Annotated in this window: 22 protein-coding genes; 12 read left to right on the top strand and 10 right to left on the bottom strand. The window is 59.7% G+C overall.

Annotated elements, in window-relative coordinates:
- Positions 1-33 precede the first annotated feature (33 nt).
- The gene (locus ACR0AO_RS00175) at positions 34-645 is read left to right on the top strand and encodes a TetR/AcrR family transcriptional regulator (RefSeq protein WP_480598437.1); all 612 of its coding nucleotides are present in this window, start codon (positions 34-36) and stop codon (positions 643-645) included.
- Between the two features lie 52 nt (positions 646-697).
- On the opposite strand, the gene hemA is transcribed toward ACR0AO_RS00175, so the two are convergent.
- On the bottom strand, positions 698-1921 hold the full coding sequence (hemA, locus tag ACR0AO_RS00170; RefSeq protein ID WP_480598433.1) for a 5-aminolevulinate synthase: 1224 nt from the start codon (positions 1919-1921) through the stop codon (positions 698-700).
- Positions 1922-2128: 207 nt separating this feature from the next.
- Here hemA and ACR0AO_RS00165 point away from each other — a divergent pair, with 207 nt between their 5' ends.
- Positions 2129-2830 carry a Crp/Fnr family transcriptional regulator gene (locus ACR0AO_RS00165; protein WP_480598429.1) on the top strand — a complete coding sequence of 234 codons (702 nt, stop codon included), beginning with the start codon at positions 2129-2131 and terminating at the stop codon, positions 2828-2830.
- A complete protein-coding gene (locus ACR0AO_RS00160) occupies positions 2830-3393 on the top strand; it encodes a DUF4202 domain-containing protein (protein WP_480598427.1) in 564 nt (187 codons plus the stop codon). The genes ACR0AO_RS00165 and ACR0AO_RS00160 overlap by 1 nt, the downstream gene beginning before the upstream one ends.
- Before the next feature lie 88 nt (positions 3394-3481).
- Here ACR0AO_RS00160 and ACR0AO_RS00155 read toward each other — a convergent pair whose 3' ends face one another.
- The 9 genes from ACR0AO_RS00155 to ACR0AO_RS00115 all read right to left on the bottom strand — a co-directional run bounded on the left by ACR0AO_RS00155 (position 3482) and on the right by ACR0AO_RS00115 (position 13178).
- Positions 3482-4162 carry a LysR family transcriptional regulator gene (locus tag ACR0AO_RS00155; RefSeq protein WP_480598425.1) on the bottom strand — a complete coding sequence of 227 codons (681 nt, stop codon included), beginning with the start codon at positions 4160-4162 and terminating at the stop codon, positions 3482-3484.
- Positions 4163-4442: 280 nt separating this feature from the next.
- Complete coding sequence (locus ACR0AO_RS00150) at positions 4443-4715, bottom strand: cytochrome C oxidase subunit IV family protein (RefSeq protein WP_480598423.1); 273 nt, start codon at positions 4713-4715, stop codon at positions 4443-4445.
- 5 nt (positions 4716-4720) lie between these two features.
- Entirely contained in the window at positions 4721-5284 is a 564-nt protein-coding gene (locus ACR0AO_RS00145; RefSeq protein ID WP_480598421.1) for a cytochrome c oxidase subunit 3, read from the bottom strand.
- Positions 5281-7203, bottom strand: a complete 1923-nt coding sequence (locus tag ACR0AO_RS00140) for a nitric oxide reductase activation protein NorD (protein ID WP_480598419.1) — start codon at positions 7201-7203, stop codon at positions 5281-5283. The genes ACR0AO_RS00145 and ACR0AO_RS00140 overlap by 4 nt, the downstream gene beginning before the upstream one ends.
- A gap of 9 nt (positions 7204-7212) precedes the next feature.
- Positions 7213-8022 carry an AAA family ATPase gene (locus tag ACR0AO_RS00135; RefSeq protein WP_480598416.1) on the bottom strand — a complete coding sequence of 270 codons (810 nt, stop codon included), beginning with the start codon at positions 8020-8022 and terminating at the stop codon, positions 7213-7215.
- Between the two features lie 5 nt (positions 8023-8027).
- Positions 8028-9425 (bottom strand): cbb3-type cytochrome c oxidase subunit I, encoded by a 1398-nt coding sequence (locus ACR0AO_RS00130; RefSeq protein WP_480598413.1) that lies wholly within the window; start codon positions 9423-9425, stop codon positions 8028-8030.
- Between the two features lie 15 nt (positions 9426-9440).
- The gene (locus ACR0AO_RS00125; RefSeq protein WP_480598411.1) at positions 9441-9890 is read right to left on the bottom strand and encodes a c-type cytochrome; all 450 of its coding nucleotides are present in this window, start codon (positions 9888-9890) and stop codon (positions 9441-9443) included.
- Between the two features lie 282 nt (positions 9891-10172).
- Positions 10173-11888 carry a hypothetical protein gene (locus tag ACR0AO_RS00120; RefSeq protein ID WP_480598408.1) on the bottom strand — a complete coding sequence of 572 codons (1716 nt, stop codon included), beginning with the start codon at positions 11886-11888 and terminating at the stop codon, positions 10173-10175.
- 108 nt (positions 11889-11996) lie between these two features.
- Positions 11997-13178 carry an NnrS family protein gene (locus ACR0AO_RS00115; RefSeq protein ID WP_480598406.1) on the bottom strand — a complete coding sequence of 394 codons (1182 nt, stop codon included), beginning with the start codon at positions 13176-13178 and terminating at the stop codon, positions 11997-11999.
- Positions 13179-13466: 288 nt separating this feature from the next.
- Here ACR0AO_RS00115 and ACR0AO_RS00110 point away from each other — a divergent pair, with 288 nt between their 5' ends.
- The 9 genes from ACR0AO_RS00110 (at position 13467) to ahbB (ACR0AO_RS00070) (ending at position 21972) form a co-directional block, all read left to right on the top strand.
- Positions 13467-15143 (top strand): cytochrome D1 domain-containing protein, encoded by a 1677-nt coding sequence (locus ACR0AO_RS00110; RefSeq protein WP_480598404.1) that lies wholly within the window; start codon positions 13467-13469, stop codon positions 15141-15143.
- Positions 15144-15286: 143 nt separating this feature from the next.
- A complete protein-coding gene (locus tag ACR0AO_RS00105) occupies positions 15287-17077 on the top strand; it encodes a NapC/NirT family cytochrome c (protein ID WP_480598402.1) in 1791 nt (596 codons plus the stop codon).
- A 55-nt stretch (positions 17078-17132) separates the two neighbouring features.
- Positions 17133-17540: a cupredoxin domain-containing protein gene (locus tag ACR0AO_RS00100; RefSeq protein WP_480598399.1), complete on the top strand. Its 408-nt coding sequence runs from the start codon at positions 17133-17135 to the stop codon at positions 17538-17540.
- Positions 17541-17743: 203 nt separating this feature from the next.
- Positions 17744-18505 (top strand): uroporphyrinogen-III C-methyltransferase, encoded by a 762-nt coding sequence (gene cobA / locus ACR0AO_RS00095; protein ID WP_480598396.1) that lies wholly within the window; start codon positions 17744-17746, stop codon positions 18503-18505.
- A complete protein-coding gene (locus ACR0AO_RS00090; protein WP_480598394.1) occupies positions 18498-18908 on the top strand; it encodes a c-type cytochrome in 411 nt (136 codons plus the stop codon). Before cobA ends, ACR0AO_RS00090 begins: the two co-directional genes overlap by 8 nt.
- Complete coding sequence (locus ACR0AO_RS00085) at positions 18905-20050, top strand: cytochrome D1 domain-containing protein (protein ID WP_480598392.1); 1146 nt, start codon at positions 18905-18907, stop codon at positions 20048-20050. The genes ACR0AO_RS00090 and ACR0AO_RS00085 overlap by 4 nt, the downstream gene beginning before the upstream one ends.
- A gap of 4 nt (positions 20051-20054) precedes the next feature.
- The gene (ahbB, locus tag ACR0AO_RS00080) at positions 20055-21044 is read left to right on the top strand and encodes a siroheme decarboxylase subunit beta (protein ID WP_480598390.1); all 990 of its coding nucleotides are present in this window, start codon (positions 20055-20057) and stop codon (positions 21042-21044) included.
- Positions 21041-21493 carry an Lrp/AsnC family transcriptional regulator gene (locus ACR0AO_RS00075; RefSeq protein WP_480598388.1) on the top strand — a complete coding sequence of 151 codons (453 nt, stop codon included), beginning with the start codon at positions 21041-21043 and terminating at the stop codon, positions 21491-21493. The genes ahbB (ACR0AO_RS00080) and ACR0AO_RS00075 overlap by 4 nt, the downstream gene beginning before the upstream one ends.
- The gene (ahbB, locus tag ACR0AO_RS00070; RefSeq protein WP_480598386.1) at positions 21490-21972 is read left to right on the top strand and encodes a siroheme decarboxylase subunit beta; all 483 of its coding nucleotides are present in this window, start codon (positions 21490-21492) and stop codon (positions 21970-21972) included. The genes ACR0AO_RS00075 and ahbB (ACR0AO_RS00070) overlap by 4 nt, the downstream gene beginning before the upstream one ends.
- Positions 21973-21979 lie beyond the last annotated feature (7 nt).

The following is a 21979-nucleotide window of genomic DNA, read 5'->3' as shown; positions in this document are numbered from 1 at the left end:
GTGAAACCTACCTGGAACTGATACGGCACGCCGATGATCGAAGAATTGAAACAAGGTGGAACCGAAGTAGCCTGGCTGACGGCGGCTTACGAGTTGCTGACCGAAAACGGCGTCGAGGCCGTCAAGGTGATGCCTCTGGCTAAACGTCTGGGCGTCGCGCGCACCGGGTTCTATTGGCATTTCAAGGATCGCGACGCGCTGCTCGAAGCGATGATCCGGCATTGGGAAGACAAAAACACCGGCAATCTGGTCGCCCGGACCCAGGCTTATGCGGGCACAATCGTCGAAGCGATGTTCAACCTATTCGACTGCTGGCTGGACGACACGTTGTTCGATGCCAGGCTCGATCTGGCCATCCGCAATTGGGCGCGCAACGACCCGGCACTGGAGCCGCGCCTGAACGCAGCCGACAAGACGCGGCAGAACGCCTTGGTGGCGATGTTCCAGCGGTTCGGTTATCCGCAATCCCAGGCCGAAGTGCGCGCCCTGACCGTGATGTATACGCAGGTCGGCTATATCTCGATGCGGATCGAGGAAAACAGGGAAAGCCGGATCGCCAACATGCCGGACTATATCGAGGTTTTTACCGGCGTGCAGCCGAGCGTGGCGGATTTCGAACGCTTCAAGTCCCGGCACGAGACCTAAAAAAGCGGCGGCTGGGAAAGCCGCCGCAAGGTGCAGGGAAGGGAACTTCGGTTTATTGCGCCGCAATCGGCATTCGGGCGATCCGACACCGCTGCCAAAGTTGCGACAGTGCGCCCACCAGATGGTCGATATCCTCGTCCGTGTGCACCGGCGATGGCGTGATCCGCAGTCGCTCGGTTCCCTTGGGTACGGTCGGATAGTTGATCGGCTGGATATAGATGCCGAATTCCTCCAGCAGCGTGTCTGAGATGAATTTGCACTTGACCGGATCGCCCACCATCACCGGGATAATGTGGCTTGGGTTGGGCAGATGCGGAATGCCCTCGGCGTCCAGCAGGTCGCGCACCTGCGCCACGCGGGCCTTTTGCGTGTCGCGTTCGACGGCCGACTGCTTCAGATGACGAATCGAGGCGGCGGCCCCGGCAGCAACAGCGGGCGGCAGGGCGGTCGTAAAGATGAAGCCGCTGGCAAAGCTGCGCACGAAGTCACACAGAGCGGCAGATGCGGCGATATAGCCACCGACCACGCCGAAGGCCTTGCCCAGTGTGCCCTCGATGACCGTAAGGCGGTCCATCAGACCTTCACGCTCGGCAATGCCGCCGCCGCGCGGGCCGTAAAGACCGACGGCGTGCACCTCGTCGAGATAGGTCATGGCGCCATATTTGTCCGCCAGATCGCAGATCTCCTTGATGGGGGCAATGTCACCGTCCATGGAATAGACGGATTCAAATGCGATCATCTTGGGTGCATCGGGATCGGCAGCCGCCAGTTTGGCTTCCAGATCTTCGAGGTCGTTGTGCTTCCAGATTACCTTCTGCGCACGCGAATGGCGGATACCTTCGATCATCGAGGCATGATTCAGCGCATCGGAAAAGACGATCATGCCGGGGACTTTCGAGGCCAGCGTGCCCAGTGCCGCCCAGTTCGAGACATAGCCCGAGGTGAACAGCAGCGCCGCCTCCTTGCCATGCAGATCGGCCAGTTCGGTCTCAAGCAGCACATGATCATGCGTGGTGCCCGAAATGTTTCGCGTGCCCCCGGCCCCGGCTCCGCAGCGGTCGAGCGCGTCGTGCATCGCGGCCAGAACCGTTGGATGCTGGCCCATGCCCAGATAGTCGTTCGAGCACCAGATCCGTACATCACGCTGCACCGGCCCGTCGGTTTGCCGGGCGTTCGGAAACGCGCCGCAGCGGCGCTGGAGGTCGATGAAGACCCGATAGTTTCCCTCATCCCTCAATGCGTCGAGGCTCTGGGTGAAATAACGCTCGTAATCCATGACTGGCTTCTCCCGGAAATTCTGAGGTTGGGCACGAGACTAATGCGACGTCGCGGCTGGCCAAATGACAATAGTCAAGAGATCAGACGGGGTTGACTTTGACGGAAGGAAAATTCAGGTGCGGAGTACGGCGCTTTGCACTAGCTTGATCGCGGACAGATCTATAGGCCGAAAAGAGCCAGCCAAAGGACCAGAGGGGAAAAGCGCGTGGCGCATGAAGCACAAAAGGCAATCGCACGGCAATCCGTGCTGGTTCGCTCATTGCCGGATCAGCATGTGAACACCCTGCTGAGCCACGCAATTTGGCGCAATTATGAACGCGGCGAGACGATTTTCCTGCAAGAGGAAAAGGCGCAGGCGATTCATGTGGTGATCAGCGGCTGGGTCAAACTGTTTCGCATGTCGCCAACGGGGGCCGAGGCCGTGGTGAGCGTCTTTACCCGCGGCGAAAGCTTTGGCGAGGCTGTGGCGCTTCGTAATTTGCCCTATCCGGTCTCGGCCGAGGCGGTCTCGACCTGTGAAGTGATGCATGTTCCCAGCCACGTATTCGTTTCACTGATGAAAGAAGACCCCGAGATCTGCGTATCGATCCTGGCTGCGACATTTACACACCTGCATTCTCTGGTGGCGCAGTTGGAGCAGTTGAAGGCGCAAACGGGGGCGCAGCGGGTGGCCGAGTTTCTGCTCAACCTGTGCGACCGCGACCAGGGTTCCTGCGATGTGACACTGCCCTATGACAAAATGCTCATTGCCGGGCGTCTGGGCATGAAGCCGGAAAGCCTGAGCCGGGCGTTTTCGCGGCTAAAAGGGGCCGGGGTAACCGTGAAACGAAACCACGCCGAAATCGCCGATATCGGGACGTTGCGCGACTATACTGAAAGCGACCCTGCCGAGAACTGGAGCCGCTGATGAGCGAACGAATGAACAGAGTTCTTGCGTCGATTGACGCAGCAAACGAGGCGGACCCCAATCCCGAAGAGGGTCGCCCGGCGGCGTTGCTGTACGGCGAAAGGATGAGTTCCGAGTTGAACCGGCTGTTTCCCGACGCTTCTGAAGTGTTGCAGATCGCCGCGCGCGGTCAGCATGTGGAGCGCTGGAAACTGGCACGGATGCAATACCCCGAAGGTCGCGCCGGTTATCTGGCTTGGCGCAAGGCGCAGGGCGTACATCATGCGGACGTGGTCATGAATCTGATGGCAGATGCCGGATATGACCCGCAGGAGACCGATGCGGCGGGCCGGATGCTGCGCAAGGAAGGCATCAAACGCGACGCCGAGATTCAGGCGTTGGAGGATGTAATCTGTTTCGTGTTCCTCAAGTGGTACTTTGCCCCGTTCGCCGAAAAGCACTCCGCCGAGAAAATCCAACGCATCGTGGAAAAGACCGCCCGCAAGATGTCGGCAGTGGCGCGTGCACGGGCGCTGAACGAATTCGATCTGCCGGATAGTCTGGCGGCAGCATTCAAGACCTGAAACGCCGTCCGCCGGGGCCGTGAGCCGTTACTCCAGCTCCATCAAGCCGACCCGTTGGCAAACCGGATGCTATTGAAAGATAGCATCGTCAGCAGTCAATTGCCCGACTTCCCTGAGCCACGTGACAAATCTTGCGACTGCCGGGCGCTGCTTCCACGGTGGTGCTACTATGAAAAATCGGGACCTGTGCGTGATCTCTATCGGAGCCGGTGTCAGGATCATCCACCAGCGAAGGCGCGGCTAAAGCAAGCGCAGGACTTTCGATCAGCAGCTCCGCATTCAGGCCCGGCCAGTTTCCACTCCCCGCGCAAATGGCCAGATCGATATTTTCAGTCACGATATCAACCACGTCGTCAGAGGAAAGAAACGAAATCTCGGCACCTGGATTTGCCCCCCAGAACGAGGTCATTCGGGGAAAGATCACCGCTTCTGCGAAAAAGGCGGTTGTCGTCACCCGGACAGGTCTGTCCTGCTCGCTGTCCTGAATGCTGTGAACCCCTTCGACAATGGCAGCAAATCCGGTTTGCAGATGTTCGGCCAGCGCTTTTCCTTGCGGCGTGAGTGTGACACCGGTTGGCGAGCGCATAGCCAGTTGTACACCCAGATGATCCTCAAGCCCTTTCACCTGCAATGCCACCGCGGCATGCGTGACATTCAACATTCGGGCAGCAGCGCTGAAACTATGCGCATTCGCAACAGCGTCGAAGGCGCGCAGGTCTGTCAAGGACGGCAGCTTTGTCCAGTCTTTAAACCCAGCTTCAAGTTTCATTTACATCCGCACAGAATTTCTGATTCCCTGCGTTGTAGCAATTTCTCTTATTTTTATAGCCAATTGAACTTTTCGAAAGACAGAACGATACACATTTTTGATACAACCTGTTGACTGCAGTTACGTCATTTGATTCAGCAGATCGCCGCCGATCGGACCATCATGATCACCCTAATGCACGCATCGGGACGTCAACGATCGGCCCCTCCCCTTCGGCTGAATGGAAAGCGTTCCGAAAATTCTTACGGGCGATCCGAAATGTTCGCCGCCTGCGCCGCGTTCAAATCAAATAGAGCCCGAGCAGCAGAAGAGTGAAACTTGTCAGAGCCAGCGTAAACCCCCGCAGCCAGGCCGGGCTTTGTTCCAGATCCAGATAGCGGGCAAGGATGACGCGGGCTTTGGCGAGTGCCAGAAACAGGATTCCCGCACCTGCAAGACTTGGCGGCAATGGCAAGATGGTCAGCAGCGCGGTTATCAGGCTGAGCGCCAGTAGCATGATCCACGCGCCCGTGAGGCGGTCGGAATGCTCGTATTTGGTATGAAAGGAAATCATTCGCGCTACCCCAACAGATAGATCGCCGGAAAGAGCATAATCCAGACAAGATCGACCATATGCCAGAACTGCGATCCGGCCTCGATATTGGCCGGGTCGTCGCGCCAGGCCACCAACAGCAGGATGCCCGCTCCGGCCAGAACATGGGCGGCGTGAAAGCCCGTCAGCAGATAGTAGAACATGAAAAACGGATGGGTGTCGAAACCGATACCCTCGGCCGCCTTTCCCGCATACTCCGCACCTTTGATGATCAGGAACAGTACACCCAACAGTGCAGCCGAAACCAGGGCAACACGCGGCGCTTTGCGCTGGCCCGCACGGCGCCATGCCAGCGCCTTGGCCGCCAGATAACCGGACGTGACCAGCACCGCGGTATTGAGCGCGGCCCCGGTGCGATACAGATGCGACTGCGCCTCGGCAAATCCTGCGGGGTCGGTCAGGCGCACCGCCATGAAGCCGGCGAGCCCCGCGCCGAACACCAGTAATTCGCTGACGATCAGCACCCACATGAGCAACTCGCCGGGAAGTTCGTCGATCAGGCCCCTGGGTTGTACGCCGCCGTCACTCATGCGCCGACCAGTTGGCGATAGATCTGCGGCAGCGCCATTGTCAGGCGGTTCGGGTCGGGGATGACGGCAAATCCGCCCTGCCCGAACATGCGTGGGAACCAGCTTTTGCCGGTCTTGTCGATGGTGACTCCAAAAACCGATTGCCCGGCGCGGCGCGCCTCGCGAACCGCCATGGTGGTGTCCTCGATGCCGTGGCGGCCTTCGTAATGGTCCAGATCGTTGGGCTTTCCGTCGGTGATGACCAGCAGCAGGCGGCGTTTGCGGACCTGGCCGGCCAGATCGGCCGACGCGTGCCGGATTGCCGCGCCAAGACGGGTATAGTGGCCGGGCCGCAAAGAGGCGATGCGCTGTTCCACGGTGGCTCCCATCTGCTCGTCAAACCCCTTGCAGCGCTGGACATAGACACGGTGCCGCTTGAGCGAACTAAAGGCATGGATCGCGAAATCGTCACCGCAGGCATTCAGCCCCCAGGCCAGCGCCGCCAGCGCCTCGCGTTCGATGTCTATGACGGCACGACCCGCGACCGCACTTTCGGTCGAGCGGCTGACATCCAGCAGGATCGACACCGCCAGATCGCGCGCCTCGGGGCGGGACTGCATCCAGACCCGCTCTGTCGCCTCGCCATTGGCGCAGCGGTCCACCTGTGCCCGAACGGCGGCCTCGATATCCAGTTGATCGCCATCCAGATGACCGCGAGTCATCACGCGGCCCGGGCGCAGCGCTTCGAACTGACGTTTCACGGCGCGGATACGGCGGGTGGTGGCGGGATCCTTGCCGAACTCGGCGGCATCTTCGCGGATATCTGCGTCCGAGAGCAGGACGTTGACATGATCGGGCAGGTACTGCCCCGTGCGCACATCCCATTCAGGATAGAGGATACGGCCAGACAGACGCTCTCGGTTCACATCTTCGGGCGCGAGGTCCAGATGCAGTTTCAGCTTGGTGGGCGGCGCCTTGGAAATCTGCCCCAGCCCGATCTCTTCCTGATCGTCGGCGGCCTTTTTGGCATTGTCAGGATCGTCATCGTCGATGCGCCGGTTGATGTTCAGGAACTCGGCCCAGCTGAGGATTGCTTCGAACTTGTGCAGGATGAAACTGTCGCTGCGGCTGGCCTGATCCGATTTGCGGCGACGAGCGCGGTGGGTTTTCTCGCCGGATTCCTCGGGCGGGCCTTCGGTGTCGGGATTTTCGACCTCGTTATGTTCGGAAAAGCCAACGGCGCGTAGGTCGGGCCATAATGGAACGGGCCGCATCGGTTGATAGCCGCGCGGAGCGGTCAGTTCACCATCCAACACCAGAAGCTGTTCAGCCGTCGACGAAAGGGGCGTGGGATCGCCCAGCATGTTGCGGATGAGTTCTTCGACCGCGGCTTCCATCGGGGGCAGGCCGGGAAGGTCGCGCTGATACAGCACACCTTTGCAGAGTTCAGTATACAGTGGGCGCAGGCCAGGGGCGTCTGCCAGCGTCGCCGCGACCATCGCCTGTGCAGCCGTCAGGGCGCGTAGATCGGCGCGCAGGGGGTCGTCTTCATCAATTCGGGTTCCGGCATGAGCCGCAGTGGCGGCCAACCAGACATAAAGCGCGCCGTTTGCTTCGCGCGCAGGGAAAACGGCCAGACTGTCGGGCAGGCGCAACACCTCGCCATCGAACGAGGCGCGGGGCATCATCTCGGCCTCGGTGGCGAGACGGCGGCGCCAGCTTAGACGGTGGCGCGAAACCTCGGGTGAGACCGGGCGCAATTCTACGCCCGGACTACCCCCAAGTCCTCGGAAGAGGACGGCCAGCCGCCCCGCGACCTCAGAAAGGTCGACCGCGGCTCCAACATGCACCTGGGGTGCATCGAGACGGCTGGCAAGGGTGTGCCACAGTTTCCCGATGGTTTCTTCGGGTTCCCATGGCTCAAAGTCGATCCTGACCATCGGTCGGCCTCACCCAAAGACGGCCGTGACAAGATCGAGGAGCCCGCGTTTGATATCCTCGTCATCGGTGAGAGGTTCGATCATGGCGGCAAGGATGGCGCGGTCGGTGGACATGCCCTGCGCGATCAGCGTCGCGGCATAAACGACCAGACGGGTGGAGACGCCTTCCTCAAGATCCTGACCCTTGAGACCGCGCAGCTTGCCTGCAAGCCGGACCAGCGGTTTGCAGCGCTCGAGCGCCAGACCGCTTTCCTCGGCCACAACTTTCACCTCCATCTCGGGCGACGGGAAATCGAACTCCAGCGAGATAAAGCGTTGACGGGTCGAGGGTTTCAGGGTTTTCAGGATATTTTGGTAACCGGGGTTGTAAGAGGCCACCAGCATGAAGCCGGGTGCGGCCTCAAGCTCTTCGCCGGTGCGATCGATCGGCAGGATGCGTCGGTCGTCGGTCAGCGGGTGCAAAACGACGGTGACGTCCTTGCGCGCCTCAACCACCTCGTCGAGGTAACAGATCGCGCCTTCGCGTACGGCGCGGGTCAGTGGGCCGTCAACCCAGATGGTTTCGCCGCCTTTCAGCAGGTAACGTCCGATCAAATCGGCAGCGGCGAGGTCATCGTGACAGGCCACGGTGTAAAGCGGGCGGCCAAGCTTGGCGGCCATATGCGCCACAAAGCGGGTTTTGCCGCAGCCGGTCGGGCCTTTCAGCAGCACCGGCAGGTTGTTGTTATACGCGGCGCAGAATACATCGCATTCGTCGCCCTGGGGCAGGTAGAAGGGGGCGTCAGCCGCCCCCGTTCCAAGGCTCATAGAACCATCCATTTTCATTACTCCGCTGCCATATGGTCAGGGTCCTTTTCCAGGCGGTCGCGCTCAAGCGGGCCAGGTTCGACCAACTCTTTCCGGGGAACCCAGATCGAGTAGATGAACAGCAGCGCGCCAAGGACCACGACGACACCCGAACCAAGGCGCATCCAATAGAAGACGGCAACCTGATCCTGCACATCCATGAAGTAGTCGCCGACAACTCTTTGCATGTGAGTCTGGACGGTACCGGCGAAGGTCAGCACAAAGGTCATGAAGACCATGCCGCTGGTCATCAGCCAGAAGCTGCCCATGTTCAGCACCTGATTGTACGGATCACGGTTCTTCAGGATCGGCATCGCATAGGTGAAGATCGCCAGGTTGAGGCAGACATAGGCACCGTAGAAGGCCAGGTGACCGTGGGCCGCGGTGATCTGCGTGCCGTGGGTGTAATAGTTGACACCGTGCAGCGTATGCAGGAAGCCCCAGACACCGGCACCAAAGAAGGCGAGCGTAGCACAGCCCAGCGACCACAGCAGCGCGGCCTTGTTGGGGTGGTCACGACGGCCCTTCCAGACCATGACGAAGGCAAAGGCCATCATCGCAAAGAACGGGATCACTTCGAGGCTCGAGAAGATCGAACCGATCCACTGCCAGTAACCGGGCGTACCGATCCAGTAGTAGTGGTGGCCGGTGCCGAGGATACCCGAGAACAGCGCGGCGGCGACGATGACATACAGCCACTTCTCGACCACCTCACGGTCAACACCGGTCAGCTTCAGCATCAGATAGGCCAGGATCGAGGCCATGATCAATTCCCACACACCTTCGACCCACAGGTGCACAACATACCACCAGTATTGCTTGTCCAGGGACAGGTTGCCGGGGTTGTAGAAGGCGAAAAGGAACAGCAGCGCCAGACCCCACAGTCCCAACAGCAGGATGTTGGTGATGGCGGTCTTCTTACCCTTCAGAACGGTCATAGACACGTTGTAAAGGAAGATCAGCGCGGCAACGACGATGCCGGCCTTGACCCATTTGGGCTGTTCAAGGAACTCGCGTCCCTCTTTACCCAGCAGCCAGTTGCCTTCGAACAGGTTGAAGACATAGGTCAGCACCACGCCCAAAGTACCGACCACGAGGATCAGCAACTGAAGATAGGCCAGTTTGGTTGAGTGGATTTCGCGTTCCGCCTCTTCCGGGATCAGGAAGTAGGCGGCACCGAAGAACCCGAGGATCAGCCAGACGATCAGCGCGTTCGTGTGCAGCATCCGCACAATGTTGAACGGCAAAAGCTCGCTCAGGAAGTTGGGCGATACATAGATCAGACCGGCCAGAAGGCCGCCCAGAACCTGGACCGCAAACAGCGCCATGGCCACCGCAAAATAGGCTAGCGCGACTTTTTGGGATTCGTATTTCATTGCTCAGTTCCCTTCTCAGCCCGCATCATTCGGGGGCCAGTCCTGAGCGTCGATATTGTCCGTCCAGATCAGGAAGTTGGCCAGATCGCGGATCTCTTCGTCACTCAGGTTGAAATTAGGCATCTGCCGGCGACCGGGAATGCCGGTGGGCTGCGCTTCCATCCAGCCCTTGAGGGACTCAAAGGCTGATTCCGGGTCGTCCAGAACACCCCAACGCGTCATCACATTGCCGACCTCGGGGGCGAAATAGGCTCCTTCACCCAGAATCGAGTGACAATTGATGCAGGCGTGTTTTTCCCAGACATGTTTGCCCCGGATCACACTTTCATCAAGCTTCGCCGCATTCTCGGAATTGACGATATACCAGTGTGAGTGGGCCGACAGGGCCAGAAAGATTAAAATAAAGAACAGTGACCCGCCATAGAATATGTTACGAGCCATGCTCTTGGTCATGACTTCTCGCATTGCGCTCTCCTTTGCGCCGCATTGCTGGTGCAGGGAAAATGGCTGCTGGCGCATAGGAACGCCTTAACCAAAGTCAAGGCCCGGCGAGGCGGGACAAATTGTCGGAAGGAAATCAGGGAATTCCCATCTGCACAGCGGAATCCGAACCGTCTGCCGCAGCGTTCGGGCGACGATGCTCTTGCGAAGCAGATCCGGCGTTTCAGGCGGCACAAGCACCAACAAGACGTCTTTTACCGGCCCTGGCTTGCGGCGGTTCAACGAGCGCAGTGAGCGTCGATGCGCTCAGACGCGTTTTCTCCGCCGGATACATGATCGCCAGCCATGCAAGCCGATCAGGATTGATCCAAGCATCCAAACGGGTGCGGGAAGAGGCACCGGCGATGGTTCCTGAGCATCTGTATCTACCGTGATGGCATCAATGAAAAGATTTGCCCGAAACCCGTCTTCGACGAAGGAAAGGCCCACGGTAAATGGCAGATTCGGATCAGCGCCGGCAGCCGGGTCGATGCCGAGAATCGAGAATTGCGAAATGCCATCCGATGTGAAGTAGGTGAAATCAAAGAAGTTTCCCGGTGCGATTTCGAAACTTTGCAGCAATCCGCCAAAGATAAATTCCAAGGTAAAAAGATTGTCCGCGATTGACAGAGGGTCTGGCAGGTACAGGCCAGCGAAGTTTGGAGCGCCCGCTTCGAGCGAATAGATGAACCCGGTCGCGACAATGGGGTCTGCGAAAACCGCGACAGGCACTGGCAAAGGAGGGTCCACGATAATCGGTGACACCGGTGACGTAGGCGGCTGTGGCACACTGGGTAAATCGCGTACGAAGATCGGTACGATATTCCGAATGTGAATTGTTGGATTTCCGGCATCGCCTGGATTGAGCGTTTCTGTTGGCAAATTCGGGTTATCAACGACTGTCCCTTCCGGGTTCACCCTGACAACGAACCGTAAGGCGTTCCCAGAAGGGCCGAGCTCATCATTCTCAAAGACAATCAGAACCTGCCCGTTTTCGTTCAATCCTTCGATTGCAGCTACGTGACTGTTTGTGATTGTTCCGTTTTCAAAAGAATCGCCGACACCCAGCACACGTTCGCCGTTCATGAAGAGAGACCCGTCAACGACATATGCAATTTCATCGCTGCTGTTGTGCCACGCCTGGGAAATTGTGGGGGACCCGCTGGATTCATCGAGTATCAGGTTCAGGTCATCGGTCTGACTACCGTTTTCCCAAACTAACAGCTTGTTGTTCGCATTGATGAGAATATCACCGTCATTGTTGAGATCCGGTCGAAGATTGATCGCACCGACCGTTCCTTCCAGATCGACTGAGCGCACCGCAGTTGTTGTGCCGTCGCCAGTATAGATACCAAATCCGTCGGATGTATGCGACGCCGCAAAAGCCACAACGCCCAGATCGTTGATGTCCGGCGCGCCTGAAAGCGCCAATTCACCGGTTGTCTCGGCGACAACGCTCCAGCCTGATCCGTCCTCAGTGAATTTGACGATCTGTTGTCTGCCGTCCAACGTGGTCACTTCCAGTGCGACTTCGCCAAGACTGTTCATCGAATAGCGGCCGAAATTCGCAAAATCCCCGTTGGCGGGATCGGAAAAGTCCCAAATTGCAATTGGCGTGATTGAATCATCAGCCTCGATCCGGAGCAACTGCGCCTGCCCGTCCGGAGAACGCACCGTCAAAACCTGACCAGCATCGTTGATGATCGGCATTCCGTAACTTCTTGATGCGAAAGGTGCGACCGAATCCACATTTGCCGCAGTATCAATGGTTGCGACGCCGTAGCCATCGAACGGGCCGGCCCCAAGCGCATGGAATGGATACGAGACAGTGCCCGCTGAATTCATCCCGCCGGAAGAAAACAGATTAAAGGCGCTCGTCTCTGCGTTCGTAGCGATGACATCAACGGTGACTGTCGCCGCATTTGCCGTCCCGCTGACAGTCGCTATCAAAAGGAATGGACACAAATTTCTTTTCAAAAACATATAAAATCCCCCAACTCAATGGCTGGAAGGATAGCAGATCATAACCGATTTGTCGTGAATGCGAGGCCGGAGGGTATCTCTGGAGCGTTCTGGCAGTCGCGGGCCAGGCTAACCCGCGGCGGACACTCTTGGCCCGGTCAGGGCAGGCCACATGGATGCGATGTAAAGCGCGAATGCGGTCACCCACAAACCACCGGTCGCCAGCATCGCGATAAGGTATCCACCGTCCAGCTCCGCACCGATCCACCTCAGCAGGGCCGCCCCTGCCATAAGCGCATAGGCCAGAACCATAGGGGCAGGAGCAACAAGTTCACGCCCGGAATGGCCCAGCGTGGCGCGGCTCATCACCGCCAGTGTCATGCCGCCGACGCAGCCGATGCCCAGTACGTGCAGTGCGGCAACTTCGCTGCCGAGGCCCAACGCCGATAGACCCCAAAGCACCATGCCCAACGCCAACATGGCCAGACCCACATGCAAGGACCAGAGAATCGGTTGGCGCAGACACCAAATGCCACCCCAGCGGGACAGGCGTACTGCCTGAGTCACTCCGAACAGGATGGCAATCGGGCCCAGCGACCAGACCGGCGCGCCCATCATGACCAGTGGAGGCAGAGCCAGCGCCATTACAAGAGCCGTGCGTTCGATCGGCGGAAAACTCTTTGGCCAGCGACTCTCGGCCACGCCCGAGCGCTTCATTGCGTTGCGGGTGAAGGCCGGCGTGATACGGCCGCCGAGGACCGAGATCAGGGCGCAAATCGTCGTCAGACCGCCCCGCAAACCGGCCTGTGCGCTGTCCTGGGTGATCCCCAGCCACTCAAGATGCACCAAGAGGTCGGCCACCCAGAGAAAGGTGAGAAACAGCAGGAACATCACATTCTGGGGCTTTGGACGTTTCACCAACTGGGACAGGATCTTCACGGCCAGAACGGGAATGAAAGCCAGATCGAGAACCGCAACCCAGACCGGCGGCAACAGCCCCGCATACCAGACCGCCAACCGCCCGCCGAGCCACAGACCGGCGGCGAGGGCAATGAACCCGTGCCGCGCGCCCGGCGTATTGGTCCAATTGGGAACCGCCGTCAGAAAAAACCCGCCTATAGCTGCGGTGGCATAGCCAAAAATCATCTCGTGCGCGTGCCACAGGACCGGCGCTTCGCTGCGCAGCGGCCCCTCGGAGACACCACCCAGATACAACGTCCATATCAAGCCGGTGAAGACACCATAGACCCCCGCTGCCAGAAAGAAGATGCGAAATCCCTCGCCCAGGACGCGACCGATGATCGACGACATTCTTGTTCTCCTTCGGCCCTGGCGATGGGCTGGGCGCGTTTCCGGTTTCCTCGTCACAGGCATCCGCAGCATCTGTTGCCTGCCATGCCTGTAGGAAAATCAGTAGCGGGGGACGAGAAGGCCGGACTTAACCAAAATCAATTGATTTCAGGAATTCGCGCGCCCCTGCGGCGGGATGACGCCGCACGGCTTCACGTTTCCGAGAGTTCCGTTGACTTTTGTCAAGGCGCTCATGCCCCCGGTTGCCGCACTCTCTGCCCTGCCTCACCACGCATATGGAGAGTGATCATGTCACTTGGAATCAGCTACAACAAAACCGGACGCGCCTTGGGGGCCGGTCTGGCGATGATGCTCGGCACTGTTGCCGCGCCGGTATTCGCCCAAGAGCCAACCCTGAGCGAGGAAGCCTTCGAAAGCTCGAAACAGCTTTACTTCGAGCAATGCGCAGGCTGCCACGGCGTGCTGCGCAAGGGCGCCACCGGCAAAAACCTTGAACCGCATTGGAAAAAGACCGCAGCAGACGGCACCGTCACCGAAGGCGGCACCTTGAAGCTCGGGCAGGAACGTCTTGAAAAAATCATCGCCTGGGGTACCGAAGGCGGTATGAACAACTTCTCGGACATCATGACCGAGCAGGAAATCAAAGATATGGCGACATACATCATGATGGAGGCTCCCAAGCCGCCTGAGATGTCGCTGGAACAGATGAAAGCGACCCGCAAGGTCTATGTCGAAGAAGCCGACTATCCGACCGAGCCGCTGCACGGCCGCAACTGGGAAAACTTCTTCGTCGTCATCGAGCGTGACGTAGGTAAAGTGGCCGTTATCGACGGCGACACCAAAGAAGTGCTGACGCACATCCCGACTGGTTACGCTGTCCACGTTCTGAAAGCATCGGAACACCACAGCATTACCGAACCGGAACACCCTGGCCGCTTCTGGTACACCATGGGTCGCGACGGCAAGATGACCAAGATCGACCTCTGGCAAAAGCCCGAGAACATGTTGGTCTCCGAAGTCAAGATTGCCTATGACGCACGCGACGTGGCCGTTTCCGGCGACGGCAAATACGTCATCGGTGGTGGTTACTGGCCGCCGCACTTCGCAATCGTTGACGCCCAGACGATGGAACCGGTCAAGGTTGTATCGACCCGCGGTGTGAACGTGGACGGCGACTATGTGGAAGAGGCTCGCGTGGCCGCAATCTACACCACGCCGAACGAACCGACCTGGATCGTCGCGATCAAGGAATTGGGCCAGCTGTGGCAAGTCGACTATACCGATCTGGATAACCTGCGGATCGACAAGATCGACTCGGCCAAGTTCCTGCACGACGGGTTCTTTGACCCGACAGGCCGGTACTTCCAGATCGCTGCAAACGCGTCGAACAAGATGGTTGTCGTCGACACAGAAACTCACAAGCTTGAGGCGATGATCGACACCGCCGCGCTGCCGCACCCTGGCCCTGGCGCCAACTGGGTTGACCCGAACTGTGGTCCGGTGGCTGGCACAACCCACCTCGGCGTTGGCACCGTGACTGTCTGGGGTAACGACCCAGAGAACCGTCCGGACGATGCCTGGAAGGTCTGCTACGAAGTGGAAACAGACGGCCCCGGCCTGTTTGTCCGCACCCACCCGAACTCGGACTACATCTGGGCTGACCAGACCAAGCACCCCGAGCCGGAAATTCAGCAGTCGGTTCAGGTTATCTCGAAAGAGACCGGCGAGATCGTGAAGACGATCCAGATCACCGAAGACGAAGGCAATGCTGCCGTTCACTTCGAGTTCAACGCTGACGGGACCGAGGTCTGGGTTTCCAAATGGAACCTGGCTGACTCGAAAGAGCCCAATGGTGAGATTGTGATCTTCGACGCCAAGACGCTGGAAGAAATCGGCCGCATCAAGGGTCTGTATGCCCCGACCGGCAAGTTCAACGTCTACAACCGTTCGAACCACGTCACCTGACGAACTGCATCTGCCAACGGAAAGGGCGGGCCCCTCGCCCGCCCTTTCCGCGTTCCCGGGTACACGCAATCCCGTGACCAATCAGCCATAGCAACCGGCCTGTCACTCAAGGCCAGACAATAAAGCCAAAACGGAGCCTGGATATGACCCAGTCCGAAACGGATAAGAAAAAACCGATCTGGCGCCGGTATTTCCTGTGGGGAATGCCCGTGGCCGGAATCGCCGGGGCGTTTGTCGCCGGAATCATCTTCTGGGGCGGTTTCAACACCGCCATGGAAGCCACCAACACCAAAGATTTCTGCATCTCGTGCCATGAGATGCGCGATTTCGTCTACGAGGAATACACCGGCACGATCCACGACGTGAACCGTTCCGGCGTAGGCGCGGTCTGTTCCGACTGCCACGTTCCCAAGGACTGGACCCACAAGATCATTCGCAAGATCAAGGCGTCCAAAGAACTTTATGGCAAGATGGTCGGCACCATCAACACCCGCGAAAAATTCGAAGCCAAACGTGTGCACCTGGCGATGAACGAATGGGAGCGGATGAAGGCCACCGATTCGCGCGAATGCCGCAACTGTCACGATTTCGAATCGATGATGCCGGAATTCCAGAAACCCCGCGCGCGTCAGCAACACCTGAACGCGATGGAGATCGGCCAGACCTGTATCGACTGTCACAAGGGGATTGCACACTCGGACGCCCGCGACCGGGCCGACGAAGAGTACCTGGAAAAGCTTGAAACCCCGAACCCGGCCTTCATCCGCCCGATTCCTCCGGAATATTTGGTCAGTCTGGAGCGGATCGAAGCAAAGGAAGCCGCCGAAGCCGAGGCTGAAAAAGCCGCCAAGGCAGCACAGCAAGAGGCCGTTCAGGCTCAAATCGCAGCCGCAGTTGACGCGGCCGTTGCTGACGAGCGCGCCAACGCAAGCGGTGAAGAAGAAGCCGCAGCGCCTGCAGGCGGTGGCAGCGACGTCGCTTCCAACATCGACTGGAACTCGGTCACCGCGACGGACATGAAGATGTTCTACCCCGGTCAGGCTTCGTTTGAATGGGCGCAGAACGGCAAGTTCCATGGTGGTGCCCGTCCGCTGACCAAGGGCGGCGATCAGTGCTCGACCTGTCACGCCAAGGAGCTGGACGCGATCGGCAACAAGATTGTCGCCGGCGGTGATCTGGAGCCGACGCCGATCCCCGGCAAACGTGGTGTGATCGACGCAACTGTTCAGGCCGCGCATGACGACGAGAATCTGTATATCCGCCTGCAATGGTCGGATGCGGGCCACAACCCTGCCCCGTTTGTCGACGGCGGCAAGATGGACCCCGACAACCAGATCAAAGTGGCCATGATGATCACCGGCACCGGTATCGAAATGGGCGATCAGGTGGGCTGCTGGGCCTCGTGCCACGCCGACAACTCCTACATGCCCTTTGATCCAGGTGCGGAAGCGATTGCTGCCAATGGTGATGTCTCGGGTCGTCTGACCGCTCAGGACACGGTGACCAAGTACATCAGCGAAAGCCGGACCGAGATCGAGATCAAAGGCCGTGGCGACAAGGCGCTGGGTGGCTGGGACAAGCTGCAGGCCGCAGAACAGATCGAGCAGTATCTGGCCGACGGCACCTATCTTGACCTGATGCGTGTCTATGCCGATGGCAGCGCCAGCAACGGCTATCTGCTGGAACAGCGCGTGGTCAATGACGGCGAGATTGCCGCCTCGGCCAACCTGTCCGGTGGTATCTGGACCGTGGTCTTCAGCCGCCCGCTGAACTCGGGAGCACCCGGCGATGTACCGCTGGAACCCGGCAAAACCTACACGGTCGGCTTTGCTATCCATGATGACTTTGCCGCCGCGCGCTTCCACCACGTGACGCTGAACACCAGCCTCGCGCTGGATGACGACGCCGCGACCATTAATGTGGTAAAACAATAACGGACGGGGGCCGGACGATCCGGCCCCTGCCTTTTACAGAAAGGAGAATTGGATCATGAAAGCCCAAAAACTTCTTCCTGCACTATTGCTTTTGGCATCACCGGCACTCGCAGCCGACGAGGACACTGCTGCAATCTGCGCCGAGGCCGAAGAGCGCTATGTCGAGATGTTCGGCCAACCTTCTTCTGTCGTTGAAGACGCCGAAGTCGTGCTGATGTACAAATACAACTTTTGCCCCGCCGAGCTGACGGTCAAGGCAGGGACAACGGTTCGCTGGGTAAACGTCGACAAACGCACCAGCCATTCGGTGCTGCTGAAAGACGGTAGCGAACCTGAAAGCGACCGGGTTTTCCCCGAAGAGGTGATTGAGATGACCTTTCTTACCCCCGGCCCGCAGGACTATTTGTGCGGGCCCCACTGGGAGACGCAGAATATGATCGGAATGATCACCGTCGAACCCTGAGCCGAGGCAAGAATACAGGCAAGATCAAAGGAGCGCGGGGGGCAAATCCCGCGCTCCTTAACTTATGTCAAGGAGGTTTGTTTGCGATTGCGCCAACTTGCCCCCATGACACGCCCGGTTACCCCAGCAACGTCCCGTAATTGCACCGGATTCGCGCAGGAAATCCCGGGTTCCGATGACTTTCAGAACAAGCGAGTTTGCACATGAGCGGTAAGGTTTTTCTGATCGGTGCCGGTCCCGGTGACCCTGAACTGATGACCCTGCGCGCCCTGCGGATGCTGCAAGAGGCCGACGTTGTGGTCTATGACCGTCTGGTCTCGGACGAGATTCTGGCGATGCACGCGAACGGCGCGCGTCTGATCCCGGTCGGCAAGGCCCCGAAATGCCACACCGTGCCGCAGGACCGTATCAATGAAATCCTGAAGGAAGAGGCCCTGGCCGGTCACTCCGTGGCACGGCTGAAGGGCGGCGATCCGATGATCTTTGGCCGCGGCTCGGAAGAGGCCGCCTATCTGATGGCCCACGGAATCGCCGTGGAATACGCACCGGGCATCACGGCGGCACAGGGGGCGTCCTGTTCGACCGGCGTACCGCTGACCCATCGCGGGCTGGCGACCTCAGTACAATATGTCACCGGCCACCGGCAGGCGGACAAGGTGCTTGACCTCGACTGGAAACGGCTGGCCGATCCGGACACGACGCTGGTGGTTTACATGGGCGTCGCCAATATCGGTCGGATCGCCATGGGTCTGATGACCGAAAACCTGCCCGGATCAACCCCTGTCATGGCTGTGGGCCAGGCTACCACGACCGACGAACGGCGGCTTGTGTCCAGGCTGGACAGGATCGCAACAGATGTGCGTGACGCCGGCCTTCAGGCCCCGACATTGTTTATCATCGGTCAGGTGGTTTCGCTTTATGCCGAACGGCCCGTGGCGGAACTGCTGGAGCAGGCGCATGGCTAGGTTCGGTCGCCGATGCGCTGCGCCTGGCGTTGGCGCTGGACAGCGTCCCGACGCCGCTCCCGGCGGGCGCTTCCCGCCCCTTCGTCGGCGGTCACTGCCCTCGGTGTTGCTGACAACCGCAGTTGTGGTGGCCACCTCGGCCTTTGCCGCCGACACTATTGACCCCGATACCCTGAAACGTCTCGTGCATCAGGATTGCGGCTCGTGCCACGGTTTGTCGCTGAAAGGTGGCCTCGGCCCCGATCTGCGCGCCGAGACCCTGCAACACTACGATGCCGAGATTCTGACCAGTGTCATCCTCGACGGCATCCCCGACACCGCGATGCCCCCCTGGCGACCCCTGATCAGTCAGGAAGAGGCTGAATGGATCGCCCGTTACCTGCTGGAACCGGAGGCACAATGAAACAGCTCATTCTCGGCCTTGCCGCCACGCTGCTGATGACCACCGCACAAGCGGAACCCACAGCCACCGGAGATCTGGGGCTGGTGATCGAACGCGCCAAAGGGTCGGTCCTTCTGGTGGACCAGTCCGACCGCGCCGCGCTGGCGCGGATCGAAGGGCTGGGCGATCTGTCCCATGCCTCATTGGTCTATTCGCCCGATGAACGCTTTGCCTATGTGTTCGGGCGCGATGGCGGGCTGACCAAGGTCGATATCGTCACGCGAGCCGTGGTGAATCGCGTCGTGCAGGCGGGCAACGCCATCGGCGGAGCGATCTCGGACGATGGCGAACTGGTCGCTGTATCCAACTATGAACCCGGTGGGGTACGGGTGTTCGACGCCGATACGCTTGAAATGGTCGCCGACATCCCAACCGGCAGCAAAACCATCGGTCTGGTCGATGCACCGGGCCGGCGGTTCGTGTTCACCATGTGGGACACGGGCGAGACCTGGATTGCCGACTTCGCCAAGGGCACGCCCGAAATCACCAAAATTCCCGACATGGGCAAGAACCCTTATGACGCGCTGATCACCGCCAATGGCCGCACCTATATCACCGGCCTCTTTGGCGAGGATGGCCTAACCGCGCTAGACCTCTGGGCCGACAATCCCGAACCGATCCGTGTCTTGCCCGATTACGGGCGCGGGCAAGAGGAAATGCCCGTCTATAAGATGCCCCATCTGGAAGGCTGGGCATTGACGGGCCGCGAGTTCGTTCTGCCCGCCGTCGGCCATCACGAGGTTCTGTGGATCAATGCCGACAACCTGACCGAGACCGGGCGCACCAAGACCCACGGCCAGCCTGTCTTTGCCATGGCCCGGCCTGACGGTCGGCAGGTTTGGGTGAATTTCGCCCACCCGCTGAACGACACGATTCAGGTGATCGATTCCGTGACCAAACAGGTCATCCACGAATTCAAACCGGGCCCCGCGGTGCTGCATATGGAGTTCACGCCGCGCGGACACGAGGTCTGGATCAGCGTGCGCGATGCTAACAAGGTCATGGTTTACGACACGCAAACATTTGAAAAACTGCGTGAAATCGAGGCGGACAGCCCGTCGGGCATCTTTTTCACCGCTCGCGCGCACAGAACAGGGCTTTGACGTGATGTGCCATATTACCGATCCGATCGACCGCAGCCTGCTGGATGATTTCCAACGCGACTTTCCGATCACCGAGCGCCCGTTTCAGGAATTGGCCGGTACGCTGGACCTAAGCGAGGACGAGGTAATCGACCGGCTGGCCAGGATGCGGGCGGCCGGGCGGATTACCCGCGTCGGCGCCACCATTGCACCGGGCACGGTCTCGGCCAGCACGCTGGCGGCGGTAGCCGCCCCCGAAGGACGCCTGGAACAGGTAGCAGCCCTGATTGACGCCGAACCGGGGGTGAACCACAACTATCAGCGCGAAGATGACTGGAACCTCTGGTTCGTCGCCACCGGGCCCGATCGGCAACATGTCGACGACACGCTGGCGAGAATCGGCGAACGGACTGGCTTGCAGGTATTGGACCTGCGGCTGGTGCGGCCCTTCAATGTTGATCTGGGGTTCCGGATGGCGGCGAAAACTCCCCGCGTGCCGTCAGCCCGCAAAGTTGACCGGTCAGTGATGCAAACTGGAGATCTCGATCTGTTACAGGCGCTGAGTTCCGGGCTACCGCTGGTTGCCGATCCCTATGCCGCTCTGGCCCGGTCTCTGGGGCGGGACGAAGTCAACGTCATGCAGCGTATATCCGCGCTGCACGCCGCCGGGATCGTCTCACGGCTGGGCGTCATCGTGCGCCACAGGGCCTTGGGATGGTCGGCCAACGCAATGGTGGTCTGGGACTTGCCCGCGGAACAGATCGACGTCGCTGGACCTGCGCTGGCCGCTTATCCGGGCATTACACTGTGCTATGAGCGCCGTCCGGTCGAGGGCATCTGGCCATACCGGCTCTATTCAATGATCCACGCCCGTTCCCGCCCCGAGGCGCGCGACGTGCTGGCCGGAGCCACCGAACTGGCCGAGCTGGCCGGCGCCCGGCACAAGGTTTTGTTTTCGACCCGCTGCTTCAAGCAGACTGGCGCATTGATCAAGGCAAAGGAGGTCGCTGCATGAGCCCGCTCGACGCCACCGACCGCCGCATCTTGAACCGAATGCAAGAGGATTTGCCTCTGGTCGCGCACCCATATGCCGCCGTGGCCGAGGAGCTTGGGATTTCCGAATCCGATCTGCTGGACCGTCTGGCGCGCATGAAGAACGATCGGGTGATCACACGTTTTGGCCCGTTCTTTGACGCAGCCGCCATGGGCGGGGCGTTCTGCCTGTGTGCCATGGCGGTGCCCGAGGACGATTTTCAAACCGTCCTGACCAAAGTCAATGCACATGCGGAGGTCGCCCACAATTATGAACGTACGCACCGGCTGAACATGTGGTTCGTTCTGGCCACCGAAACACCCGAGGGGATCGAGGCCACCGCAGATGCCATCGAACGGGAAACGGGGGTGCAAGTCCTCCGCTTCCCCAAATTGCAAGAATTCTTCATCGGGTTTCGGGTCGCGGCATGATTGACAGCACCGACAGACAGATCATCCAAGCGATGCAGGGGGGCCTTCCCCTGACTCAGGCCCCCTTTGCCGACATCGCATCCCGCATTGGCCTTGCCGAACCCGAACTGATGACGCGCATCGCGGCGATGAAGGCCAGTGGCGTGATCCGCCGCATCGCCGCCGCCCCCAATCATTACAAGCTGGGCATGACCGCCAACGGCATGACCGTCTGGGATGTGGACGATGCCCGCATTGCCGAGCTGGGCGCGCAGATCGGCGCGTTGCCCTTTGTCACCCACTGTTACGAACGCCCCCGCGCCCTGCCCGACTGGCCCTACAACCTGTTTGCCATGGTCCATGGCGAAAACCGCGACGAGGTCGAGGCCAAGCGCGCCGAAATCGCCGTGATACTGGGCGAGGCCTGTCAAGGCCACGATATCCTCTACTCCACGCGCATCCTGAAAAAGACCGGGCTGCGCCTGAAACAGAAAGGCTGAAGCCCCC

It is taken from the genome of Ruegeria sp. AF8, from assembly GCF_056541825.1.
Note: the sequence above shows the minus strand (reverse complement) of the source record. Positions and strands in the feature narration are given on the sequence as shown.